The organism is Aquimarina macrocephali JAMB N27 (assembly GCF_000520995.1).
GTDB lineage: Bacteria > Bacteroidota > Bacteroidia > Flavobacteriales > Flavobacteriaceae > Aquimarina > Aquimarina macrocephali.
This window is the reverse complement of the sequence record NZ_JACA01000003.1, coordinates 21,044-40,839: the sequence shown is the minus strand read 5'-3', so window position 1 is coordinate 40,839 and position 19,796 is coordinate 21,044. Positions and strand designations below refer to the sequence as shown.

Genomic DNA, 19,796 nt, shown 5'->3' with positions numbered 1-19,796 from the left:
AGTAAAAAACTATACGCAATGCAGATAAATTCTTTTATGTCAACGGTAATAATGATTTTTATGTTAACGATAATCGGTTGTAAACCAAATGATTTTGTTGAAGAAAAAATCTCTTCTCAAGAACTTTCTCAATGGAGAACAATAGGAAAAGGTAAAACCTCGATTAAAGATCATGAATTTGTTTTTGAAGAAATTGATAGCTCTGATGGCTTCTTTTTAGTAAGTCCTAAAAGCTACCAGGGAGATATGATAGTACAATATAAAATAAAGGCTTTGTCAAAAGCATCAGTACTAATTGTACTATTTTCTGCATCTGATACCGCAGAAACAATACAATTAATGTTACCTGAAAAGAATGCTAATACCGAAGATATTTGGGAATGGCGAAGAGAAATGAATCATTATAATGTAACATTTAATAATAAATCTCACGGGTATACTCCATTCTTTTACAAAAATATTTCTTCTTTGGAGCGAGATTTCCATCTCCGAAAACAAGAAAATATAATGAACGATAATCAATGGATTAGTGTAGAAATTGGTAAAAAAGAAAATGAAGTGTGGTTTTCTCTTAATGATAGTATTATTTTCGAACGTACAGATTATAATCCACTTCTGGGAGGGCATATACTTTTCAGAATAAGTGGTGCTACCACCCAAGAAGAAACCATTCTAGCAAAAGCATCTATAAAGGATTTGATGATTTATCATCAATAAAAGTAATACCTTAGTAAGGTTTAATAAAAGAACGTGTGAATAATAATTCTATGTATTCAAAACTAAAAAAAGCAGAACCTGTATTGCATCTGCTTTTTTGGGGAGTGGTACTTTTTTTTCCATATATAAAGTATCTGGGAAGAGAAGGAGGGTACCCTATGAGTTTTATGCATGAGCTAGTTACATTGGTATTCAATATGATACCTACATATATCATGTATCTGTGGTTCTTTCCTTTAAAAAATAAGAAGAAGTATATTTTTTTAGTACTGTTTGTTTTTAGTAGTAATGCTTTAATCCACTATTATGCGGATAATCTTTTTCACCTTACAGAAGATCATAAAGATCATCAAGATCATCGCTGGAAATATGTAGTTTCTAGCTGGGTGACGTATTTCTCCTTTAGTTTGGCTTTTTTTGCTTTGTATTCTATTAAAAAGTTATATGCTAAACAGCTTGAACTAGATACTACAAAACAAGAAAAACAACAAGCAGAACTCAGCGCATTAAAAGCACAAATAAATCCTCATTTCTTATTTAATACGTTAAATAATATTTATGCAAATGCCTTAAAAAAAGATGAAAAAACTCCGGATTTGATTTTAAAGCTATCAAATAGTTTTAGATATGTACTGCATGAAGGGCAAAAGGAAAAAGTAAGTTTGTCTCAAGAAATCACTCATGTGAAAGACTATATTAGCTTGCAGGAAGAGCGATTATCTACCAAAATAAAAGCTACTTTTTTTGATGATATTGATAACTCTAAAAAAGAAATAGCTCCGTTACTCTTAATTCCTTTTGTAGAAAATGCATTTAAGTATACTAGTATTTTAAAAGGTAAAAACCATCAGATAATAATTAAAGCTGTATTAGAAAAGGATCACTTCTCTTTTTATTGTGAAAATCCATATAATGAAAACAAAAAACCAGAGATTGATACAAATTGGCAAGAAAGTGGTATTGGGATAAAAAACACTCAAAATAGACTACAGTTATTATATCCAGAGAAATATCAATTGCAGATTAAGAAAGAAAATAATGTGTATAAAGTAATACTCACTATCTCATTATGATAAATTGTTTGATTATAGAAGATGAACACGGCGCACAAGAGGTGTTGCAAAATTATATTGAAAAGACCCCATTTGTGAACTGTTTAGGAGTTTATGAAAGCGGATTGGATATTAGATTAGAAAAACTAAAAGAAGTCGATTTTATGTTTTTAGATATTCAACTGCCAGAGTTAAATGGTTTATCATTTTTGAAAACACTTATCAATCCTCCAAAAGTAATTGTAACCACTGCTTATCCAGATTATGCAGTAGATGCTTTTGAAGAAAATGTATTGGATTACCTGGTAAAACCATTTTCTTATGAACGCTTTTTTAAAGCAATTACTCGAGTTAGAAATCAAATAAAGATTACAAATAACGAAACCAATAAACAGCTTTTTCTATATGCAGACAAGACGATTTATAAAATTACTATTGATGATATTTTATATTTAAAAGCCGAGGTAGATTATGTAAAAGTAATTACTAAAGAAAAGTCTATTTTACTGTTAGACAGTTTACACAATTGGGAAAAAAAACTGTATGACTATAATTTTGTAAGAACTCATCGTTCTTATATTGTAAATTTTGAGAAAATAAATAAAGTATCTGGAAACTTGGTGTATATAGCAGATGAAAAAATCCCTGTTGGAAAAACATATAAAGAAGAATTCTTAAAAAAGATGAAATATATAAAGTAATACTACTATTTTTAAAAGATAGCAGTTTTAAGAATTCAATACCTATCTTTTAGCAAAATCCTTCCTAATACGACTTAAAGTACTATCTGTTATTCCTAAATAAGAAGCAATATATTTTAAGGGAGCATTCATAATAATTTCTGAATTTGATTGTAAAAGAGCCTTGTATCGTTGTTCTGCTGTTTGATTTATCATTGAGATAGTTCTTTTCTTTGAGGCAATAAATTCTTTAACCAGGATAGCTCTTCCAAAATCCCTAAATGCTGGTTTGTTATGAAAAAGAGTGTTTAATTGTTTGTATGAAAATCGGTATCCTTGACAGTCGGTAATCGCCTGTATATTTACTTGTGAAGGTACTCTTTGAAAAAAAGAAGTAACCTCAAAAACAACAGAATTTGAAGTGTAAAAATCAGTAGTAACTTCATTACCTTCAATATCATATAGATACGTTCGTAACAGGCCTTTTTCAAAAAAGTAGTAGTCATCACTAATTTTACCTTCTTGAACAATGAATTCTCCTTTTTTTAATTCTTTGTATTCAAAAGATTTTGCAATATCTGTAGCGTTTGCTTCGGTAATAGGAATAATTTGTTGTATAAATGCTACTAAACTGTTCATGCTATAAAATCATTTATAATTATAATTGTTTTCAATTTAAATTTCCTTCAACAAATTCCATAAAGTTACTCCATTTCTTGTATCAACACTTATAAAAATAAAATACAGGAAGAATATCAATACCTATAAATACGATCTGTATCCTTTTTGTGTAATAGATTGTACAAAATAAATTATTTACTCCTTGTCCGTTTTTATTTGATCGATGAATATAATTTTATCATTAATCTTTGATTAGAACCAATTTCAAACTTATTTTATTTTTAGTTAATTCTTCTTGACAAAAGGCAAGAAATTATTAATGTTAGCATTACATGAATAATTTTACGATTATTTTTAACAGGCCTAATTTTTTTAAAGTGTACAATGATTTCCCTAATTTCTGTAGACTTTGTTTTGGTTTTCCAAGATCTGCAGAAATATGTTTAATTCTTTCGTCATGTACCTGCCCTGTTAAATAGAATTTCTTAATCATAGTGTTTACGATTTCTTCTTGTTTTTCATAAAAATCGTGATGCCCACTATCTGTAATAACGACCAAATGGCCGTTAGGTAAATAGTTAATTAATTCTTTTGCATTTTCTATGGGAGAACTTACATCCAGATTTCCATTGATTAGTAAAGTAGTTACATCTGAAGTTTTGAATGTTCTATATTGTTTAGGGATCATTTGTATATCCCATTCAGAGTGATTGATTATTTCAAATAGTTTTGATAGGGGGGCACCAAGTAAATTGCTTTTAGAATCCATTGCAGTAGTATAATTTCTTTCTGATTGGTAATCAGCGGTAATGGATTTTGCAAGAAATTCTCCCCAATAGAGTTTTTTTACATTAGGTAGAAGATCATACATCATAACCAAAAAAGCTAACCCACTAAAATCTCCTCTTTCTGCAGCAATAAATGCATCAAATACTTGTGCTGTTCCTGCTGTTGTGTATAACATACTAAACATGGCTACCCTAACTTTTCCTGGATCAATATTAATTTTTTTCCATTTTACGGGTAACTCAGAAAATACATTTTGAATGGTCCGAATTATGTTGGGTGATCTTTTAAGGTTCGAAGGATTTTTTTTCCACAATTCGCCATATTTAACAAGAACATTATCTATTTCTTGTGGATCCCAGGCAAAATGCCCTGGAGGGTTTATACCTCCAATTGCACTTCTATAAATGCTATTTGGGTATCTTAATCCGTATATATATGCTAATCGTGTTCCATAACTAGCGCCAAATAGGTTTATTTTGTCATAGCCTAGTTTGTTTTTGGCAAGTTCAATATCATCTATAACTTCGATCATGGTATAGCCATTAATATCAACACCGTTTTTCTTATACTGCTTTAATTGATTTTTTAAAACACGACCTAATTTTTTTAGGTGTTCTGGAGAAAAGACCTTTGTATGATGTATCAGTGCTTTTTCAAATGTTTCAGAATCAAGTTGCACAGAGCCATCAACCCCGCGATATCCAACCATAATTATATCATGATTATCAAGTAACCATAATCTTGGGTTTTTCCATATGTTTGAAGCTCCTGGACCTCCGGCCAATAAAAAAATGGGTTCTTTTGGTTTATTACTTGTAGAATGTAATTTGATTACTGGTATAGTAATGATACGGCTATTGGGATTATTTCGATTTTCTTTGACGGCTAATGAAAAGTAATCGGCCTTAATTTTCTTTGGGTATTTTTTAGTATTCTTATTTTTAAATGTCCCTCGTTTTATTGTAATATCACCTTCTTTCAAAGTCTTGCTTTTAACAAAAACCGGAATTTTAGAAGCACAAGAAGAAAGAAGAATACTACTTAATAACGCAATGATGATCGTTTGGATAATGTTATAGATTTTCATTTACAAAAGTTTGCTTAATTGAATTTTTAAGGCAAACATATAGGTATCAAAACGGTATCACGCTTCAACTTGTAATCTGACACTTGTTTTTCTTTAAGGTACTTAAGAAAGGTGTACGTTATAGCTATTTTACAACCGATTTGAGATATTCTGAAGGTGTTTTTCCGGTATGTTTTTTAAAATACCGGTTGAATGATGACTTAGAATTGAATCCACAATCATATGCTAGAGCTAATAATGTGAATTGTTGATTTTCTGGAATATTAATTAGCCTTTTAAATTCTTCTACCCGAAAATCATTGATGAAATCATAAAAATTCCTTTCTTCCTTTTTATTAATTATCTCAGATAAATAATTAGGATGTATGTTTAGTTTAGAAGCCAGATCATTCAATGAAAGGTTATTTTCTTTGTAATACTCTTCCTCAGTCATTAATTGCATTAGATTCTTGTATGTATCTTCGGCTAATTTATCGGTAAGACCAGATTTTATATATTTTGTTTTTTTACTTTCTTTTTTAGATATTCTTCTTTGATTTCTTTTTAATACCAAATTTTGACTGCTAAAAATATCTTTTTGTTGTATTCCAAAAAAACCAATTAAAATTACGAAAACAGAAACTCCCATGAAGATATAGATGTCATTATTTGTGAAAATCAGGATACTCCATATTATACCTAAGCCATATATCAAAAATTGTAACCATCTTAAATCAATCTCTTCTATATTAGAAAACTGTATCAGGATATTTTTTTTATGCCTTTTTAATAAAATACTAGACCATAGTACATAGATGATACCCGATATATAAATTAGCGATATGCCTATAGCCATAAATGTTTCATAACCCTTACCTTCATTTTCAAACACTTCTATTTTTTGCGCACCCGAAAGGAGAAAAAACGGAATCAAATAGAGGTAAGACAAAATAATTGGAGCTAAATGCAATAGAACACACCAATTCTTTTTTGGAAATTGATTGGTAACAGCAGATACGTAGTAATATAAAAATATGCCATGAAATAAAGGAAGGGGGAAATGTAACCCTAATAAGTGAGGAGATTGATAAATGTGCTCTGTGAAATTAATATGAAAAAGATATAAATGAACCGCGATCAGGATCATCCATCCCAAAAGAATCATATCTGATTTTGATTTATTCTTTTTATTAAGAAGTAATGCAGAAATAAATAAAGCAATACTAATACCAGCTATGTATATCATTTTTTATCACTAAAGCAAAGTCAAAAATACAGAAACAATATATTCTATTTTTTTAAGTATTCTAAGAATATGGGTATATATTGATGTGATAATGGACAGGATAGGGATTTAGGTAATATAGTATCATGTTCTTTTAGATATATTATCTTCCAATTATTAATATTGTTCCTATACACCAACCGAAAACTGAGGCCAAATGCCAAATTGCCCATAGTATTCGTAAATCTCTTTCTTCTAATTCAGAACTTTTTTTTGATAACATCAAACTTCCTTTCCTTCTTTTGTTTTTGAAAATCAAATATTCTCCAAGAATTGAATGGGCAATCCCTAAATGAAAGCATAAAGTTCCTTCGATTAAAAAATATGTATTCATTAGTAGTCTATTCTTATGAGGTTATTTTTCAGCACACAGCTATAGAGTTTGATTGTGTTTTTTAAATTCGCAATTTGGGTAAAACCCTTATAGGTAAGACATCTATTTTATAAATAGGGTCATTTTATAGTTGTTTTACTGGGACTAACAAACAAAACTGAGATACTTTATAAATTCGGTAGTTATTGCTTTTCAAAATTCTTTATTTCAACTAAAAAAGATAATGTTCTATTTAAAGAAGAATTTGCTGATTCGTCGGTTAGTAAAGAGTTTTTACCCAATCGTGTCCAAAAAGTAGAACGTTGTGCTAGAGCACCATATTTACCCAAAATCCAGAATGATAGAGGAAACCACAATATAGAAAATCCTACATGTATAATAATAACAATAGCCGCTTTTTTCCATATTTCTGGGATCAAAACTAATGGATCCATAGAAAAAAAGACAATCATAAGTAACCAGAAATAAATATTTGATAGAATGAAGATAAACTGATTGTGTTTTAATCTTTTTAATTTAAGACGTTCAATAATTTTTTGAAGCTTTACAATAGGTTCTGTATACTTAATTTTGGACATCGAATTTAGTTGCGCTACATTTTTATAAAATACAATCTTGGATAGTAATATTAGTAGTGCAGCAGAAACAGAAATACCAATACTTTTAAAGTTCATTACCAAAACAATCCAGGCATATATAATGACCAATAGATTAAAAACCATATAGAGAACACTTTGTGCTTTCATTCGTTTTAGATTAGAACCAATTTTTTTATACTTAGATTCTTTAAATAATTGGATCACTAAATTTTCGTCGTTAATTGAAGTATTATAATGATCACCCCATTCTTCTTGTATATTATCTAAATTCATTTTAGTTTTTATTAAATTTTTCTTTCAACTGTTTTTTTATCCTTGATATTTTGGTAGCAACATTGGTAGTAGATATACCTAGGGTTTGACCAATTTCTTCATAGCTATATTTTTCTAAATAAAGAAGAATCAATGCTTTGTTCAATTCGCTTAATTGTGCGATAAAATAATAGAGTTGTTCTATATTTTCTGAGCTTTCTGGGTTTTGTTTATACGATGTAGAAACCAAATCCTCATTGAATGTATCAGATTTGTTTCTTTGGTAATTTGATTTACGATAAAATGAGATGGCAACATTTAAAGCTATTCGATACATCCAGGTAGATACTTTATAGGTGTCATCATATTTTGGCCATGCTTTCCATAATTGTATGATTATCTCCTGAATAAGATCTTCTCTGTCATCTATATTTTTACAATAAGAATTTGCAACTTTATAAAGAATGCCTTTATTGCTTCTTAAAGTTTTAGTAAATGTTTCTTCATTCAAAAGCATATTAACTGTTGTTTACCTTATTATTCGTTTGGAATTATAAAAAATCACAGATAATTTATTTTTATGTCAAAATTGAATTGATTGCTAGGTTTTTATATGCACTAAGATAAGTAAGGTATTGGTTATTTATTTAAGATTTTAGAAAATGCAAACAAATAATAAAGTTCAATCACATTTGTGATTGAACTTTATATTTGAAGAGATACTGGTATGTAAAAGAATAGAAGTACATTTTATATGCTGTACCTATGCTTTTGTTAGATTTTTCTCAAATTAAAAAAACTTATTAATGAAATAATTACTGTAATTAGTACTAGTGGAAGCATAGAATTAGCCCAATTAATGGTGTGGGAAATAGATGCATATTTGGGCTTAAATTTCTTCCATTTCTCATTTTTAACTGGATAATTTTCGAATATTTTGGGATAGAAGTATAGTCTTAATTCTTCATGGTACTTATCTAAATGATCCAAAAAGAGTAAATGGTTATTTAAATCGGATCGCGCAATTTGATTAAAGGTTAATTGAGTATGCATCGTAGGTATTGCTAGGGATATTGCATGGCTTACGTTTTCTCGTAGTTTTATTTTCTCCTTCATTATTTTACTGGATTCTAGAGATTCGTCATCACCCATCTGTTGCATTCCATAATACCAGAGCCAGCTAAATTTGTCTTCGGGAACAGGATATTTTTTATACTGTGGATAGTGAGCAAAAAATTTATCCATAGTAACTTCTTTTGCCATATCCCATTTTTTATGATACCCATCTCGTTGTTCTACCATGGTTTTTAGTGTTTCTGGTACAGGGTATTTATTTATGACATAATTGTTTACCGAGGCAGGAAGTAATATGGTAAGTAGTATCCATAATGAAAGTAATGTCAACGCATTAAAACTCGAATTTTTTCGGTAAGAAATAACAATAAAACATAAAGAAGTCCAAAATGCCAAATACAAAATACTAACACTTATAAAAGCCAGAAGAGCTTCGTTAATTGGTAGTTGTAAAATAATAATGGCCAATAAAAAAAGTATAGCTAATACTGTGTATAGAAAAAATACTCTTATAGATAACTTTTTAAATAAAAATTTAATAGGAGAGGAGGTCTGAGCAGTTACCAATCGCCATGTTTCAGCTTCTTTTTCTTCAGAATACAAATTAAATGTTAATGCGATAAGTAGTAACGGAAACAAGTAAATGATTACAAATCCAAGATCTAAATTTCCGGATAGTAAAAGAGATGGATTCTCAAAATCGGTATCATACTTTTGCCCTTCAAGACCTCGTATGGTCACAGCTAATATCGATGGATTTACATCTCGTTGACCAATAGAAAGTCCTGTTAAATTATTTGACTTCTTGACTAGAGAGAAACGCAAATAATAAAGTAACAGACCCAAATCATCATTATGATATTTTACATTTCGTTTAATACTCTCTTCTTGAAATGACTCGGCTTCAATAATTGCTTTTTCTTGCTTTTGGGTAAATTGTTTTCCGATGAAAATACTTATTATACCCACCCCTAGAAGAAGCACAAGAGAAATAGCTGCTATTTTGGTTCGAATAAACGATTTGAATAATATGGAATACATAGTTATATGACTTTTGTTTTTTTAGATAAACTTCTTACGATTATAACAGAGAGCATACTCCAAAGAATCAGTGAGAAAATGGATAAAGCTTCGTTTTTCAGAATAGATATGGTGGACAAATGATCATATTCGAAATCAGGAAACGCTTCCCAATGACTTTTATCTATAATAGTAGAGGCACCTGTTTTTTTGTTTGAAATGAGTTTCATTTGTAACGAATTCATTTCTTGTGCAAGTTGATAACGATAGCGTTCTGCCTGGTGCTGAAAATGAATATAGGATGCAAAATCAGTTCCCGAAAAAGCCATAGAAATATGTTTTATTGCTGTATATGGATTAAGTAAAGCAGAGAGCCTTTCGATGGCATTTTGACTTTTATATGTAGCCAATAAATTATTTAAATGTTGATTGTAAATTGAAGCACTGATTTTTTCGCTTTGACTCATGATAAAACCTCCATAGTTAAAAGGTAATTGATCCACAGATTCAACATTATTTGCCAGAAGTACAGAATCTTTAATTGCTTTATAATGAATATCATCTGGATTGTGACTATCTCCTTCTTTTATCAAATCGTTTTCTACAATAGATTCGAACTCTATTTTTGAAGGAGTTGGATAAAGGTAATGCCCAAAAGCTTGAAGTGTTTTGGGAAGGATAATGATAAAGAATAGCCAGATTCCTAAGAGTTTTATTAAAGAATCTTTGGCAGTTTTACTTATGGCAGAAACTAGAATGGTTATACTACTAATGATACCAAAAAAAAGTACATAACTCAATACTAGTATAAAGTATCTTGTTATTTCAGAAGATGTTATGGGGGTGCCTTCTGCAAAAACCATAAATAATAGAGTGATGATAATTACCGGGATAAAGAAAAACATGGCAAGACTCATTAAACCAAGAGATTTACCAAAAAATATTTCTCTCCAAGTGGCCCCTTGATTGATCATTATTTTTAAGATGTTATTTTCTCTTTCACTAGCTAAAGCTCCAAAGCCTAAATAAAAAATGAGTAATGGGAAAATGATTTTTAACAACATAGCCAAACTTACTTCTCCAAAGCGAAGCAAGCCCGTAGATAGGCTTGCTTCTGAGAAATTTATGGTATTTTGTTTATGAGCTTCTAAAAAAACAGCATTCCCTGTATAGTTTTCCATTCCAAAGTCAAACAAACTTAGTTTGTGTTTTAGACGAAAAGCAAAAGATCCATAATGTGCCATACGATGCGGGTGCTTATCTGGATTACTCTCCCAACTATGCCTGGCTTCTTCCTGATAAAAATTACGAATACGGTTTTGAGTATTATAATTATCCCATCCGCTATAGGCTGCAAATGCAATTAAAACAGTCACCAAAATCATAGTAACATGTAATACTTTGGATCTAAAAGTGGTTTGCCATAATTGTTTGGCGAATAATATAATTACTGACCTTCTCATAGATTTAAAATTTATAAGTTGTTGTAAGCGTTATATTTCTAGGAGCTCCAGGAAACAAACGCGTATATGTTTGTGCACCCAGCCAATAGGTTGTATCGAATAAATTACCCACATTTACAGCTACCTGTAGATTACTTTTTGTAGGACTATAATACAATGCTGCGTCAAAAATGGTAGAGGCTGGCACTTCAAAATCACGTGTAAACCAAGGGACTTTACTTCCTTGATGTTGTACGCCAAAACCAATGCCCACTCAATATAGACCCATTGTCGAAATTGTAACGTGTCCACAGATTTGCACTATGTTTTGGTACGTTCTCTTTTCTGGCACCGTTCAAAGTTACATCAGCATCGGTTACGATAACGGCATCGATATAACTGTAAGAAGCGTTTATTTGCCAGTTGGGTAGTAAGTAGCCTGCTATATCCCATTCAAATCCTCTACTACGGTCGGCTCCACGTTGTACTAACAAATCAGGTTGCGAAGGGTCATTGGCACTCATTAGAATGTTTTTCTGATTAATTTCATAGAAAGCCATGTTCATTGTTATCTTTTTATTAAACAAATCAGCTTTCATCCCTATTTCTTTTAAATCGGAAATCAAAGGCTTAAATCGTGAAGCTGATTCATCAGCCCAGAAAAATTGACCTGTACTAGGCAATAGGGTAACGGTATTGGATTGAGGTTGGAAACCTTCTAAATAAGTTCCGTATACGTTAATATTCTTATTTACAGCATAGGTTATACCGATTCTTGGAATAAGCCTTTGGTTTGTGAAAGAAGATTCATTGGTCGTCTTATAATGAGTTATATCCTCAAACCACTCATTTCTTAAACTCAATAATAAAGAGAACTTGTTCCATTTCAACTGTTCCTGAATATAGACGGCATTACTCATGGTTAATGCAGAAGGAACTGCGATACGTGAGTTGATGGTGTAATCTTGAATATTTTGTATGGTGTATGATGGGTTTGCCAAATCAAAATGATTAACATTGGGCTTGGGTAATGTAAGCCCCCCAATAGTAATGGTTTGATAATCTGATGCATTTGCTGGATCAAAAGATCTGGTGACACTACCATCATTTAATAAATAACCTCTTGCTGAGTTTTGACCACCTCCTTTAAGTTTTTTCCAGTAGTGCAAATCATATCCAACCAATAATTTGTGATCTATTGACCCTATTTTGAAATCAAAATTGAAATAACTGTTTACATTATCAATGCTCCAAAACTGCTTTCGTTGTACAAATCGCATAGAGACCAAACTGGGAATAGGCTCGTTTGCAATATCTACAGCAAATGCATTTGTAGTACGATGCTCCTGTAAATCTTCAGTCCAGGTTTGTTTCATGTAGGAGGTATTGAAAGTGATATTGGGACTGAATTTATGAGAAATATTTCCCATAATAATTACTTCCTTTGATTTGAAGAAATCGCTAGAGGCTCCTAAATTGAGACTTATCGGTGTGCTGTTAAGGTTTGTTTGGCCAGCTACAGCACCAAAAATAGGTTGCCCACGGTCTAAATTGCCATTCATGTTATTGAATATGAATTCTGCATTGATGGCGGTTTTTTCGTTAGGAATATAACTGAACGATGGTGATATTAAGATTGATTTATTACTTACTAAATCACGGTAAGATTGCGCTGATTGGTATGCTCCATTTATACGGTATAGCAACGTTTTTGATTCGTTAAGTGGCCCTGTAAAATCTAAAGTCCCTCTCATAGTACTAAAACTACCCACACTCAAACTCACTTCTTTTCTATCTACCGATAAAGGTTTTTTAGTAACCATATTAATACTTCCACCGGGATCAACACTGGCAAAAGTTGCACTCGCAGGCCCTTTTATCACTTCTACTCTTTCAATGTTAGAAGTAAGTGGCTGTAAGAAATAAAACTGCCGAGTACGCATACCATTAATGATCTGCCCTTCTTCGTTTTGGCTTATACCTCTTATATTGTACTGATTATAAAAACTAGATGGACTAACACCACTAACTACTTTAACGGCATCTGCTAAGTGAAAGGCTTGCCTATCGGCAATTAACTCTTTGGTTACCGAAGCTATGGCCTGTGGTAGTTCTTTGTTTGCAATAGCTATTTTGGTAGCAGAGAACGAATAGTCACTATTATAATCTCGTTTTGTACGCCCTACTACTTCTACGGTTTGAAGTTGTTGTACATCTTCTATTAGCGTTATCGTGCCGAGATCATATTCTTTATTTTCTAGAAAATCATAGGTCTTGGTGATCACATAAAAACCAACATAACTTATCTTAACTTCATAAGTTCCTGTTTCTTGCAAAATAAAGTTGAATTCTCCGTTTTCATTAGAAATAGTTCCTTCTTTTTTTTCTTCAGTAGTAAAAGAAATAGTAGCACCAAGAATACTATTTTGTTTGTCGTCAATAATTTTACCTTTAATATTGATTTGAGCAAAACTTTGTAGACAAATAAGAGCAAATAAAATAATTAAAATATATTTTTTCATGGGGTAATTTTTAAATGGTTTCTAAATACAATTCGTTTAATTGGTTGGCATCGATGCCGCTTGTTTTAATCTGTTGAACCAGAGAACCTTCTTTCATGATTCCGATAGTAGTACCTACATGTACTGCGTTGAATATATCATGAGTGGCCATAAATATGGTTTTACCTTCTTTAACAAGTTCTTTACAGGTTGTAGTGAATTCTGCTGTTGCTTTAGGATCAAGGCCAGATGTAGGCTCATCCATAAAAATAACATCAGCATTTTTTGCAACAGCAATAGCAATACCTACTTTTTGTCGCATCCCTTTAGAATAGGAAGATAAACGTTGGAGATGTGCGTCTTTTTGCAATCCAGCTTTAGTCAAAAATTCGCGTAATTTTTCTTGAGAGTATTTATACCCCGCCAAGCGACTGAAAAAATCTAAATTTTCTATTCCTGACAAGTTTCCATATAGCTGAACTGTCTCTGGGATATAGGCTGTTTTTTTCTTTATAGCAGTAGTGTTGGATTTAATTTCTTCATTACCGATTAAGATTTGCCCACTATCGGGTTTTATAAAACCAAGAAATAAATTAATGGTTGTGGTTTTTCCCGCCCCATTTTGACCAAGGAGGCAGAATATAGAACCTTGTTCTACTTGAAAAGAAACATTGTTTACTGCTTTTTTTCCGTTATAGGTTTTTGACAAGTTTTTTGCTCTAAGCATTGTGTTTAAAGTATTATTGTATCTCTAAAAAGAGACCGTATTAATAAATAGAGGTCTAATCTTAAGGGTAGTAATTAAATTGAGATTTTAAATAAGAAAATAACCATTCCTTATATCCAAATGTTTATAACCATAAGGTTATATGCAATTACAGTCTAATTAGAGTACTTAAAATTGGAAATCGTTAAGTTTTAAGCCCTAAAAACATGAGTAACAGAAGAAAGTCAAAGCTCATGAAAACATAAACCGAATTATCTTTTAAGACTATGAGAATTAGCATTTATGGGTAGCTTCATCTCATTGATTTAAGAAAAACCTCAAGTATAAAACCTGATGAGTAATCGCTTAAAAAGAAAGAGTTTAATCGTTAAAAATGAAAATAGAGTAAAATAACTATGCTAAAAAAGGAGGAGGTCTCGAAAATAGATTTGTAATATTTACATCACTACTATAAACGAAGTTGTAGTGACTTATTACATTTTTTTGAGTATAGAACTCAAAAGTACTACTCACATAGTTTTGGCTGGTGTCATTAACAGCAGCCGGAGTAAAATTGGTTATAGAAACGAGATCGCAAACTTCACAATGTTCTATACCATCATCATTATGAGTAAGTACATGCAAGCCTGCCACTTTCAGAGAAAGAAAAATGACAATAAAAATATAGGTAATGTAATTTTTTAAATCCCCAATTTTCATAACAGACAAACCTACCAAATAATATGTAGATAAAATGTTAAGGAGTTCTAAATTATTTGAATAGCTAGAAATGATCCAACATTGGTATGATATGATTTTAAAAATTGGTATGGTATACTTTACAAAATCTTAGATAGTTTCGTAGACAAGGCTATTTATAACCTTACATTAGTTCAGAAATTCAATTAAACTATAGAAACTCGTGAAATATTTTTATCTTATACTAATCATTGTTGTTACCGCTTGTACTAAGCAACCGGAAACAGAATTATCTCGTTGGGAAAATCATAGCATTAATACAGAGATTATTCGTGATGATTTTGGGGTTCCCCATATTTATGGAAAAACAGATGCCGATGCTGTATTTGGTTTGTTATATGCACAATGCGAAGATGATTTTAATCGTGTAGAGAGAAATTATATTTGGGCTATCGGTCGACTGGCTGAGGTTGAGGGTGAAGAAGCACTTTATAGCGATCTTAGAGCAAGATTGTTTATGACCAAAGAAGAAGCTATAGAAAACTATGAGAAGAGCCCAGAATGGTTAAAAAAACTTTGTATCGCTTTTGCAGATGGTATTAACTATTATCTGCATACACATCCCGAAGTTAAACCAAAATTGCTAACACATTTTGAGCCCTGGATGCCTATGTATTTTAGTGAAGGGTCTATAGGAGGTGATATTGAACGCGTATCCACAAAAGGAATCAAAACTTTTTATGACAACCAAGAACCATCACTTTCAATCAGTAAAGTAAATGACGGACTCATACGTCTTGCTGATAATGAGCCCAGAGGTTCTAATGGGTTTGCCATTTCAGGAAAATTGACAGCCTCTGGTAATGCTATGTTGCTCATTAATCCACATACATCATTTTTCTTTCGCGGAGAAGTACATGTGGTAAGTGAAGAAGGTTTAAACGCATATGGCGCAGTAACTTGGGGACAATTCTTCGTTTATCAAGGATTTAATGAAAAGACAGGGTGGATGCATACCTCTACATATACAGATATTATAGATGATTTTGTTGAAACCGTAACCAAAAATAAAGATGGACTACACTATAAATACGGTGATGAACTTCGACCAGTAGAAACATTGGGTGTAGCACTCAAATACAAAGAAGGAGGGGAAGTTAAGGAACGGAATTTTGAAATGTATCGTACACATCATGGCCCAATTACACATAAGATGGATAATAAATGGGTAGCAACGGCCATGATGTGGGATCCGGTAAAAGCTTTAACTCAATCTTTTACCAGAACCAAATTAGACAATCACAAAGAATTTAGAGAAATGATGGATATACGCACTAATTCTTCTAATAATACTGTCTATGCTGATGCCGAAGGAAATATTGCATATTATCATGGCAATTTTATCCCGAAAAGGAATACAAAATTTGATTATACAAAACCGGTAGACGGAAGTGATACTGATACCGACTGGAAAGGATTGCATACAGTGGATGAAGCTATTACTTTGTTGAATCCAGCTAACGGTTGGATACAAAATTGTAATTCTACGCCTTTTACAAGTGCTGCAGAATACAGCCCTAAAACTGAAGATTACCCTCGGTATATGTCAAGAAATAGTGAAAATTTTCGAGGTATTCATGCCATACGATTATTGAAAAAAGCAAATGGATTGACATTAGAAAAGCTAATTGAAATAGCGTACGATCCCTATTTACCAGCTTTTGAAGGATTGATTCCAGGATTAATAGCAGCATATGATCAATCTCCAAATCCAGAAAAATCTTTAAAAGAACCTATTGAAATATTAAGAAATTGGGATTTTGCCGTGTCAAAAGAATCAGTAGCTATGTCATTAGCACATTACTATGGTACTATTTATTTACGAAAGGGAAACACACCCAAGCAGTTAAAATTTATGGAAAGAATCAATTATTTTGGTTCAGAATCACCTATAGAAGAACGCATCGCTATCTTTAAAGAAGCTGTATCCAGACTAACAGATGATTTTGGTAGTTGGAACATTCCCTGGGGAGAGATTAACCGTTATCAACGACTTAATGGAGATATCAAACAACCTTTTAATGACCAAAAACCAAGTATGCCTGTAGGGTTGGCTTCAGGTAGGTGGGGAGCTTTAGCTTCGTATGGAGCCAGATCTTATAACGGAACTAAAAAAATATACGGAACATCAGGTAACAGTTTTGTAGCAGTAGTAGAATTTGGAGATAAAGTAAAAGCCAAAAGTATGCTGGCAGGCGGCCAAAGCGGAGATCCAAATTCACCACATTTTGATGATCAGGCACAACGGTATGTAGATGTTAATTTTAAAGATGTTGCTTATTATCGGGAGGATGTAGAGAAAAAAGCCAAAACCGTTTATCACCCTGGTGAAAAGAGTAAAGACAAATAATACCAGTTATACTTTGAATTTACTGTAAAAGAAAATAATTAATACTGATAATCAGTTAATTATAGTTTAAGAGCACAAAAACAGATCAAAATTTACTTGATAATTCGACTAATAAATCAAAGTTTTAGCACCTTTATTCTTTGTCAAGAACAATATAGGTACTGTTTTTATTATCATTTCTTTCTATATCGAGATAGAAAAACTCCCTTCCAACGGACAGAATAATCTTCTTATGGAAAAGCTTCATAAAGAGTTAGTACAAAATGCCTATATTTTTCATCTCCTAAATTCTATGAATTTATTTTCTTTCAGGCTTAATACCTGGCTTGCCCCGAGGATATTTACTACATTGAGTTTTTATCTGTTTCATATAATTCAATCGCCTTTAGATAATTTATTGCACCATTCATCGTCATATCATTAATGAAACCATCAAGTTCCGAATGATTTTTTTAATCCAACTAACTAAAGAATCTACCTCTTTTTTCCAGATAGTCCAATCAGCATCTTTACATTCTAATTCTTCAATTTTCGAGATTTTTCCAGAATTAAAAGAAATTTTATACTGGCAAGTCATAGGGTTATTTTTTAAAAATTTAAGACGAGCAGATTTTAAAGTGACAGAAATAATAACCTGATTGTTTTTTTCTTCTAGTTCAACTATTTTATAAGATGTTCTAAATACGGAATCCCATTTAAATTCTTCATAGAAACTATCTTGGGCATAAGGCATGATGTAATCTCCTGCAGTAATCGTAATACTATCGTTTATAAGTGTTTTTAATTCGTTATAGTTAGCTTCATCTCTGGCATTATAATATTTAGTGACTGTCTCTTGATGAGTTAATTTCTGATCGTTGCATCCCATTAAGAAATACAAAAGAAATAATATGAGAAAGGTATTTTTCATTGATCGTTTTATTGAACTTTAATTTTCTAATTATTGGCTATCATGATTCTTTTTCTCAAAGTCCTTCCATCTTTTAATTGATCTTGATCGTTTTTTCTTCTCACTAATTATAGCCGAAACAGCCTTTAATAAAGCCACTGTAAAAAATAATATAAATACCCAGATCATCGCTTTATTGAACTTTTAATTTATTATTCCGCACGGAAAACATTTCCGAGCTACCGGGCTTTTATTTAATTTCCCCACTGTCAATTTGTTTCATAATATCTTCAACTTTTCTTAAATCACAATGCTGATAGGTAGTTCTTTCAGATGTTTCTCCACTAAACTCCAGAAGCTTTCGTTCTCCAATTTTTACATCAAACCTATACTCTCCATTATCATCAATTGCCAATATTCTCCATTCTTCTATTTTTTTCAAAAGGAATTTTTCTATTAGAATTACATATTTTAATTTAAGGTCAGAATCAAAATATGGGATTTCGATGTTTTTGACATTTGGCAGGTTGGATTTTTTAATTTCGATTGTTCCCCGTGCATAAGGAAATTTTGCTCTGTTTTTTAGTTTATTATATTTCTTATTTTGAGGATATAGAGAATGAATTATTTTCGTTCCTTTATATAGTATTAGGTTTATTATATCAACATCATTATTTGGAAAAGTGAATTCTCCTAAATACTTTTCAAATTTGTCAGAGTCTTTATGTTCATTATTCTTTAGAAATTTTTCTTTCGAATATATTTGATCTGCAATTTTAATATAATCTACAGGTGCAATTTCTTGAGGAAATTTGGACTGAGCCCAATACCCTTTTCCTTTTGGGTAAATATTGGTTGTCCAATAATGATGTCTTTCCTTAATATGCTTATAGGCAGTATAAGAGTTTCCTTTTGTAAGTATTAAATTTTTATCAGAAACGCAAACTACATCTCTACTTGTGAGTTTTGAAATATTAGCAACTCGTATTCCATTATACTTGAATATTGGGTTTGTTGAAACCTCATTTTCAATGTATTAAATATCTTCTTTATTAAAAATTTCGTTTGTCATTAAAACGTGAAATTGTCAACAGTTGTGCTTTATCAAGTCGTTTAATTTAATAAAACACCCCATACCCAGAGTTAAACTGAATATGGGGATTATTTATAATTTTTACATTGCTTCTAAATTATTAAAAATAAAATAAATGAGGTTTATTTCCCCAATTAATTAATAAACCATCGGTTTAGTTTACTAGTTTCAATTTTTTCTTTGTGTTCTAGTAAAGAATTTCATTTCTATATGTAAGTTAGCTATTAATTTTCCCAGTTCTACAAGAGTTTTATGCCTACATTTTGAAATTGTTCTTTCATAAGAACTATAAATTATTTTTTTGTTATTAATTAATGCAGGAAACTTTGTCAATTTAATTATAATTTCTTCTTTCTGTGATTTTAACTCCTTTGGAAACTCTAAACCGAATGTACTATGAAGATGCTCTAAATTTTCAATGAGACGTTCTTTTATGTTACCTTTTCCTGTTGTCATACCATAAATTAGAAGAGAATATTTTTCCATTAGGTAATTATAATCTTTCACATCCATCGGTTAATTGAACTTTTAAAGTTTATAATGTCTCACACTACATTTTATATACGT

General features: G+C 31.2%; 19 protein-coding genes. 4 read left to right on the top strand and 15 right to left on the bottom strand.

Annotated features, from left to right (window positions below; genetic code table 11):
* The first annotated feature begins 60 nt into the window (after positions 1–60).
* Genes Z054_RS0103135 through Z054_RS0103125 form a run of 3 tightly spaced genes read left to right on the top strand, consistent with a single transcriptional unit; the run spans position 61 to position 2,470 of the window.
* The gene (locus Z054_RS0103135) at positions 61–717 is read left to right on the top strand and encodes a hypothetical protein (protein ID WP_024768639.1); all 657 of its coding nucleotides are present in this window, start codon (positions 61–63) and stop codon (positions 715–717) included.
* Positions 718–767: 50 nt separating this feature from the next.
* The gene (locus Z054_RS0103130) at positions 768–1,790 is read left to right on the top strand and encodes a sensor histidine kinase (RefSeq protein WP_024768638.1); all 1,023 of its coding nucleotides are present in this window, start codon (positions 768–770) and stop codon (positions 1,788–1,790) included.
* A gap of 8 nt (positions 1,791–1,798) precedes the next feature.
* Positions 1,799–2,470 carry a LytR/AlgR family response regulator transcription factor gene (locus Z054_RS0103125; RefSeq protein WP_161635236.1) on the top strand — a complete coding sequence of 224 codons (672 nt, stop codon included), beginning with the start codon at positions 1,799–1,801 and terminating at the stop codon, positions 2,468–2,470.
* 42 nt (positions 2,471–2,512) lie between these two features.
* Here Z054_RS0103125 and Z054_RS0103120 read toward each other — a convergent pair whose 3' ends face one another.
* The 12 genes from Z054_RS0103120 to Z054_RS0103070 all read right to left on the bottom strand — a co-directional run bounded on the left by Z054_RS0103120 (position 2,513) and on the right by Z054_RS0103070 (position 14,858).
* A complete protein-coding gene (locus Z054_RS0103120) occupies positions 2,513–3,088 on the bottom strand; it encodes a Crp/Fnr family transcriptional regulator (RefSeq protein ID WP_024768636.1) in 576 nt (191 codons plus the stop codon).
* Positions 3,089–3,398: 310 nt separating this feature from the next.
* Positions 3,399–4,946 carry an alpha/beta fold hydrolase gene (locus tag Z054_RS0103115; RefSeq protein ID WP_024768635.1) on the bottom strand — a complete coding sequence of 516 codons (1,548 nt, stop codon included), beginning with the start codon at positions 4,944–4,946 and terminating at the stop codon, positions 3,399–3,401.
* A 124-nt stretch (positions 4,947–5,070) separates the two neighbouring features.
* The gene (locus Z054_RS0103110; RefSeq protein WP_024768634.1) at positions 5,071–6,171 is read right to left on the bottom strand and encodes a helix-turn-helix domain-containing protein; all 1,101 of its coding nucleotides are present in this window, start codon (positions 6,169–6,171) and stop codon (positions 5,071–5,073) included.
* Positions 6,172–6,313: 142 nt separating this feature from the next.
* The gene (locus tag Z054_RS0103105; protein WP_024768633.1) at positions 6,314–6,544 is read right to left on the bottom strand and encodes a hypothetical protein; all 231 of its coding nucleotides are present in this window, start codon (positions 6,542–6,544) and stop codon (positions 6,314–6,316) included.
* Between the two features lie 182 nt (positions 6,545–6,726).
* Positions 6,727–7,416 (bottom strand): hypothetical protein, encoded by a 690-nt coding sequence (locus tag Z054_RS0103100; RefSeq protein ID WP_024768632.1) that lies wholly within the window; start codon positions 7,414–7,416, stop codon positions 6,727–6,729.
* A 1-nt stretch (position 7,417) separates the two neighbouring features.
* The gene (locus Z054_RS0103095) at positions 7,418–7,912 is read right to left on the bottom strand and encodes an RNA polymerase sigma factor (RefSeq protein ID WP_024768631.1); all 495 of its coding nucleotides are present in this window, start codon (positions 7,910–7,912) and stop codon (positions 7,418–7,420) included.
* A gap of 257 nt (positions 7,913–8,169) precedes the next feature.
* The gene (locus Z054_RS0103090; protein ID WP_024768630.1) at positions 8,170–9,510 is read right to left on the bottom strand and encodes a DUF3526 domain-containing protein; all 1,341 of its coding nucleotides are present in this window, start codon (positions 9,508–9,510) and stop codon (positions 8,170–8,172) included.
* 2 nt (positions 9,511–9,512) lie between these two features.
* On the bottom strand, positions 9,513–10,952 hold the full coding sequence (locus Z054_RS0103085; protein ID WP_024768629.1) for an ABC transporter permease: 1,440 nt from the start codon (positions 10,950–10,952) through the stop codon (positions 9,513–9,515).
* 4 nt (positions 10,953–10,956) lie between these two features.
* The gene (locus tag Z054_RS32615; protein ID WP_316929916.1) at positions 10,957–11,205 is read right to left on the bottom strand and encodes a TonB-dependent receptor; all 249 of its coding nucleotides are present in this window, start codon (positions 11,203–11,205) and stop codon (positions 10,957–10,959) included.
* The gene (locus tag Z054_RS27805) at positions 11,168–13,453 is read right to left on the bottom strand and encodes a TonB-dependent receptor (protein ID WP_316929915.1); all 2,286 of its coding nucleotides are present in this window, start codon (positions 13,451–13,453) and stop codon (positions 11,168–11,170) included. Before Z054_RS27805 ends, Z054_RS32615 begins: the two co-directional genes overlap by 38 nt.
* Positions 13,454–13,463: 10 nt before the next feature.
* Positions 13,464–14,159, bottom strand: a complete 696-nt coding sequence (locus Z054_RS0103075; protein ID WP_024768628.1) for an ABC transporter ATP-binding protein — start codon at positions 14,157–14,159, stop codon at positions 13,464–13,466.
* A 393-nt stretch (positions 14,160–14,552) separates the two neighbouring features.
* Positions 14,553–14,858: a hypothetical protein gene (locus Z054_RS0103070; RefSeq protein WP_024768627.1), complete on the bottom strand. Its 306-nt coding sequence runs from the start codon at positions 14,856–14,858 to the stop codon at positions 14,553–14,555.
* 202 nt (positions 14,859–15,060) lie between these two features.
* On the opposite strand from Z054_RS0103070, the gene Z054_RS0103065 reads away from it, so the two are divergent.
* Complete coding sequence (locus Z054_RS0103065; protein ID WP_024768626.1) at positions 15,061–17,247, top strand: acylase; 2,187 nt, start codon at positions 15,061–15,063, stop codon at positions 17,245–17,247.
* A 412-nt stretch (positions 17,248–17,659) separates the two neighbouring features.
* On the opposite strand, the gene Z054_RS0103060 is transcribed toward Z054_RS0103065, so the two are convergent.
* The 3 genes from Z054_RS0103060 to Z054_RS0103050 form a co-directional block, all read right to left on the bottom strand.
* Positions 17,660–18,157, bottom strand: a complete 498-nt coding sequence (locus Z054_RS0103060; RefSeq protein ID WP_152538449.1) for a hypothetical protein — start codon at positions 18,155–18,157, stop codon at positions 17,660–17,662.
* 229 nt (positions 18,158–18,386) lie between these two features.
* On the bottom strand, positions 18,387–18,578 hold the full coding sequence (locus tag Z054_RS31265) for a hypothetical protein (protein WP_152538448.1): 192 nt from the start codon (positions 18,576–18,578) through the stop codon (positions 18,387–18,389).
* A gap of 819 nt (positions 18,579–19,397) precedes the next feature.
* Positions 19,398–19,742 (bottom strand): hypothetical protein, encoded by a 345-nt coding sequence (locus Z054_RS0103050; protein WP_024768624.1) that lies wholly within the window; start codon positions 19,740–19,742, stop codon positions 19,398–19,400.
* Positions 19,743–19,796: the final 54 nt, after the last annotated feature.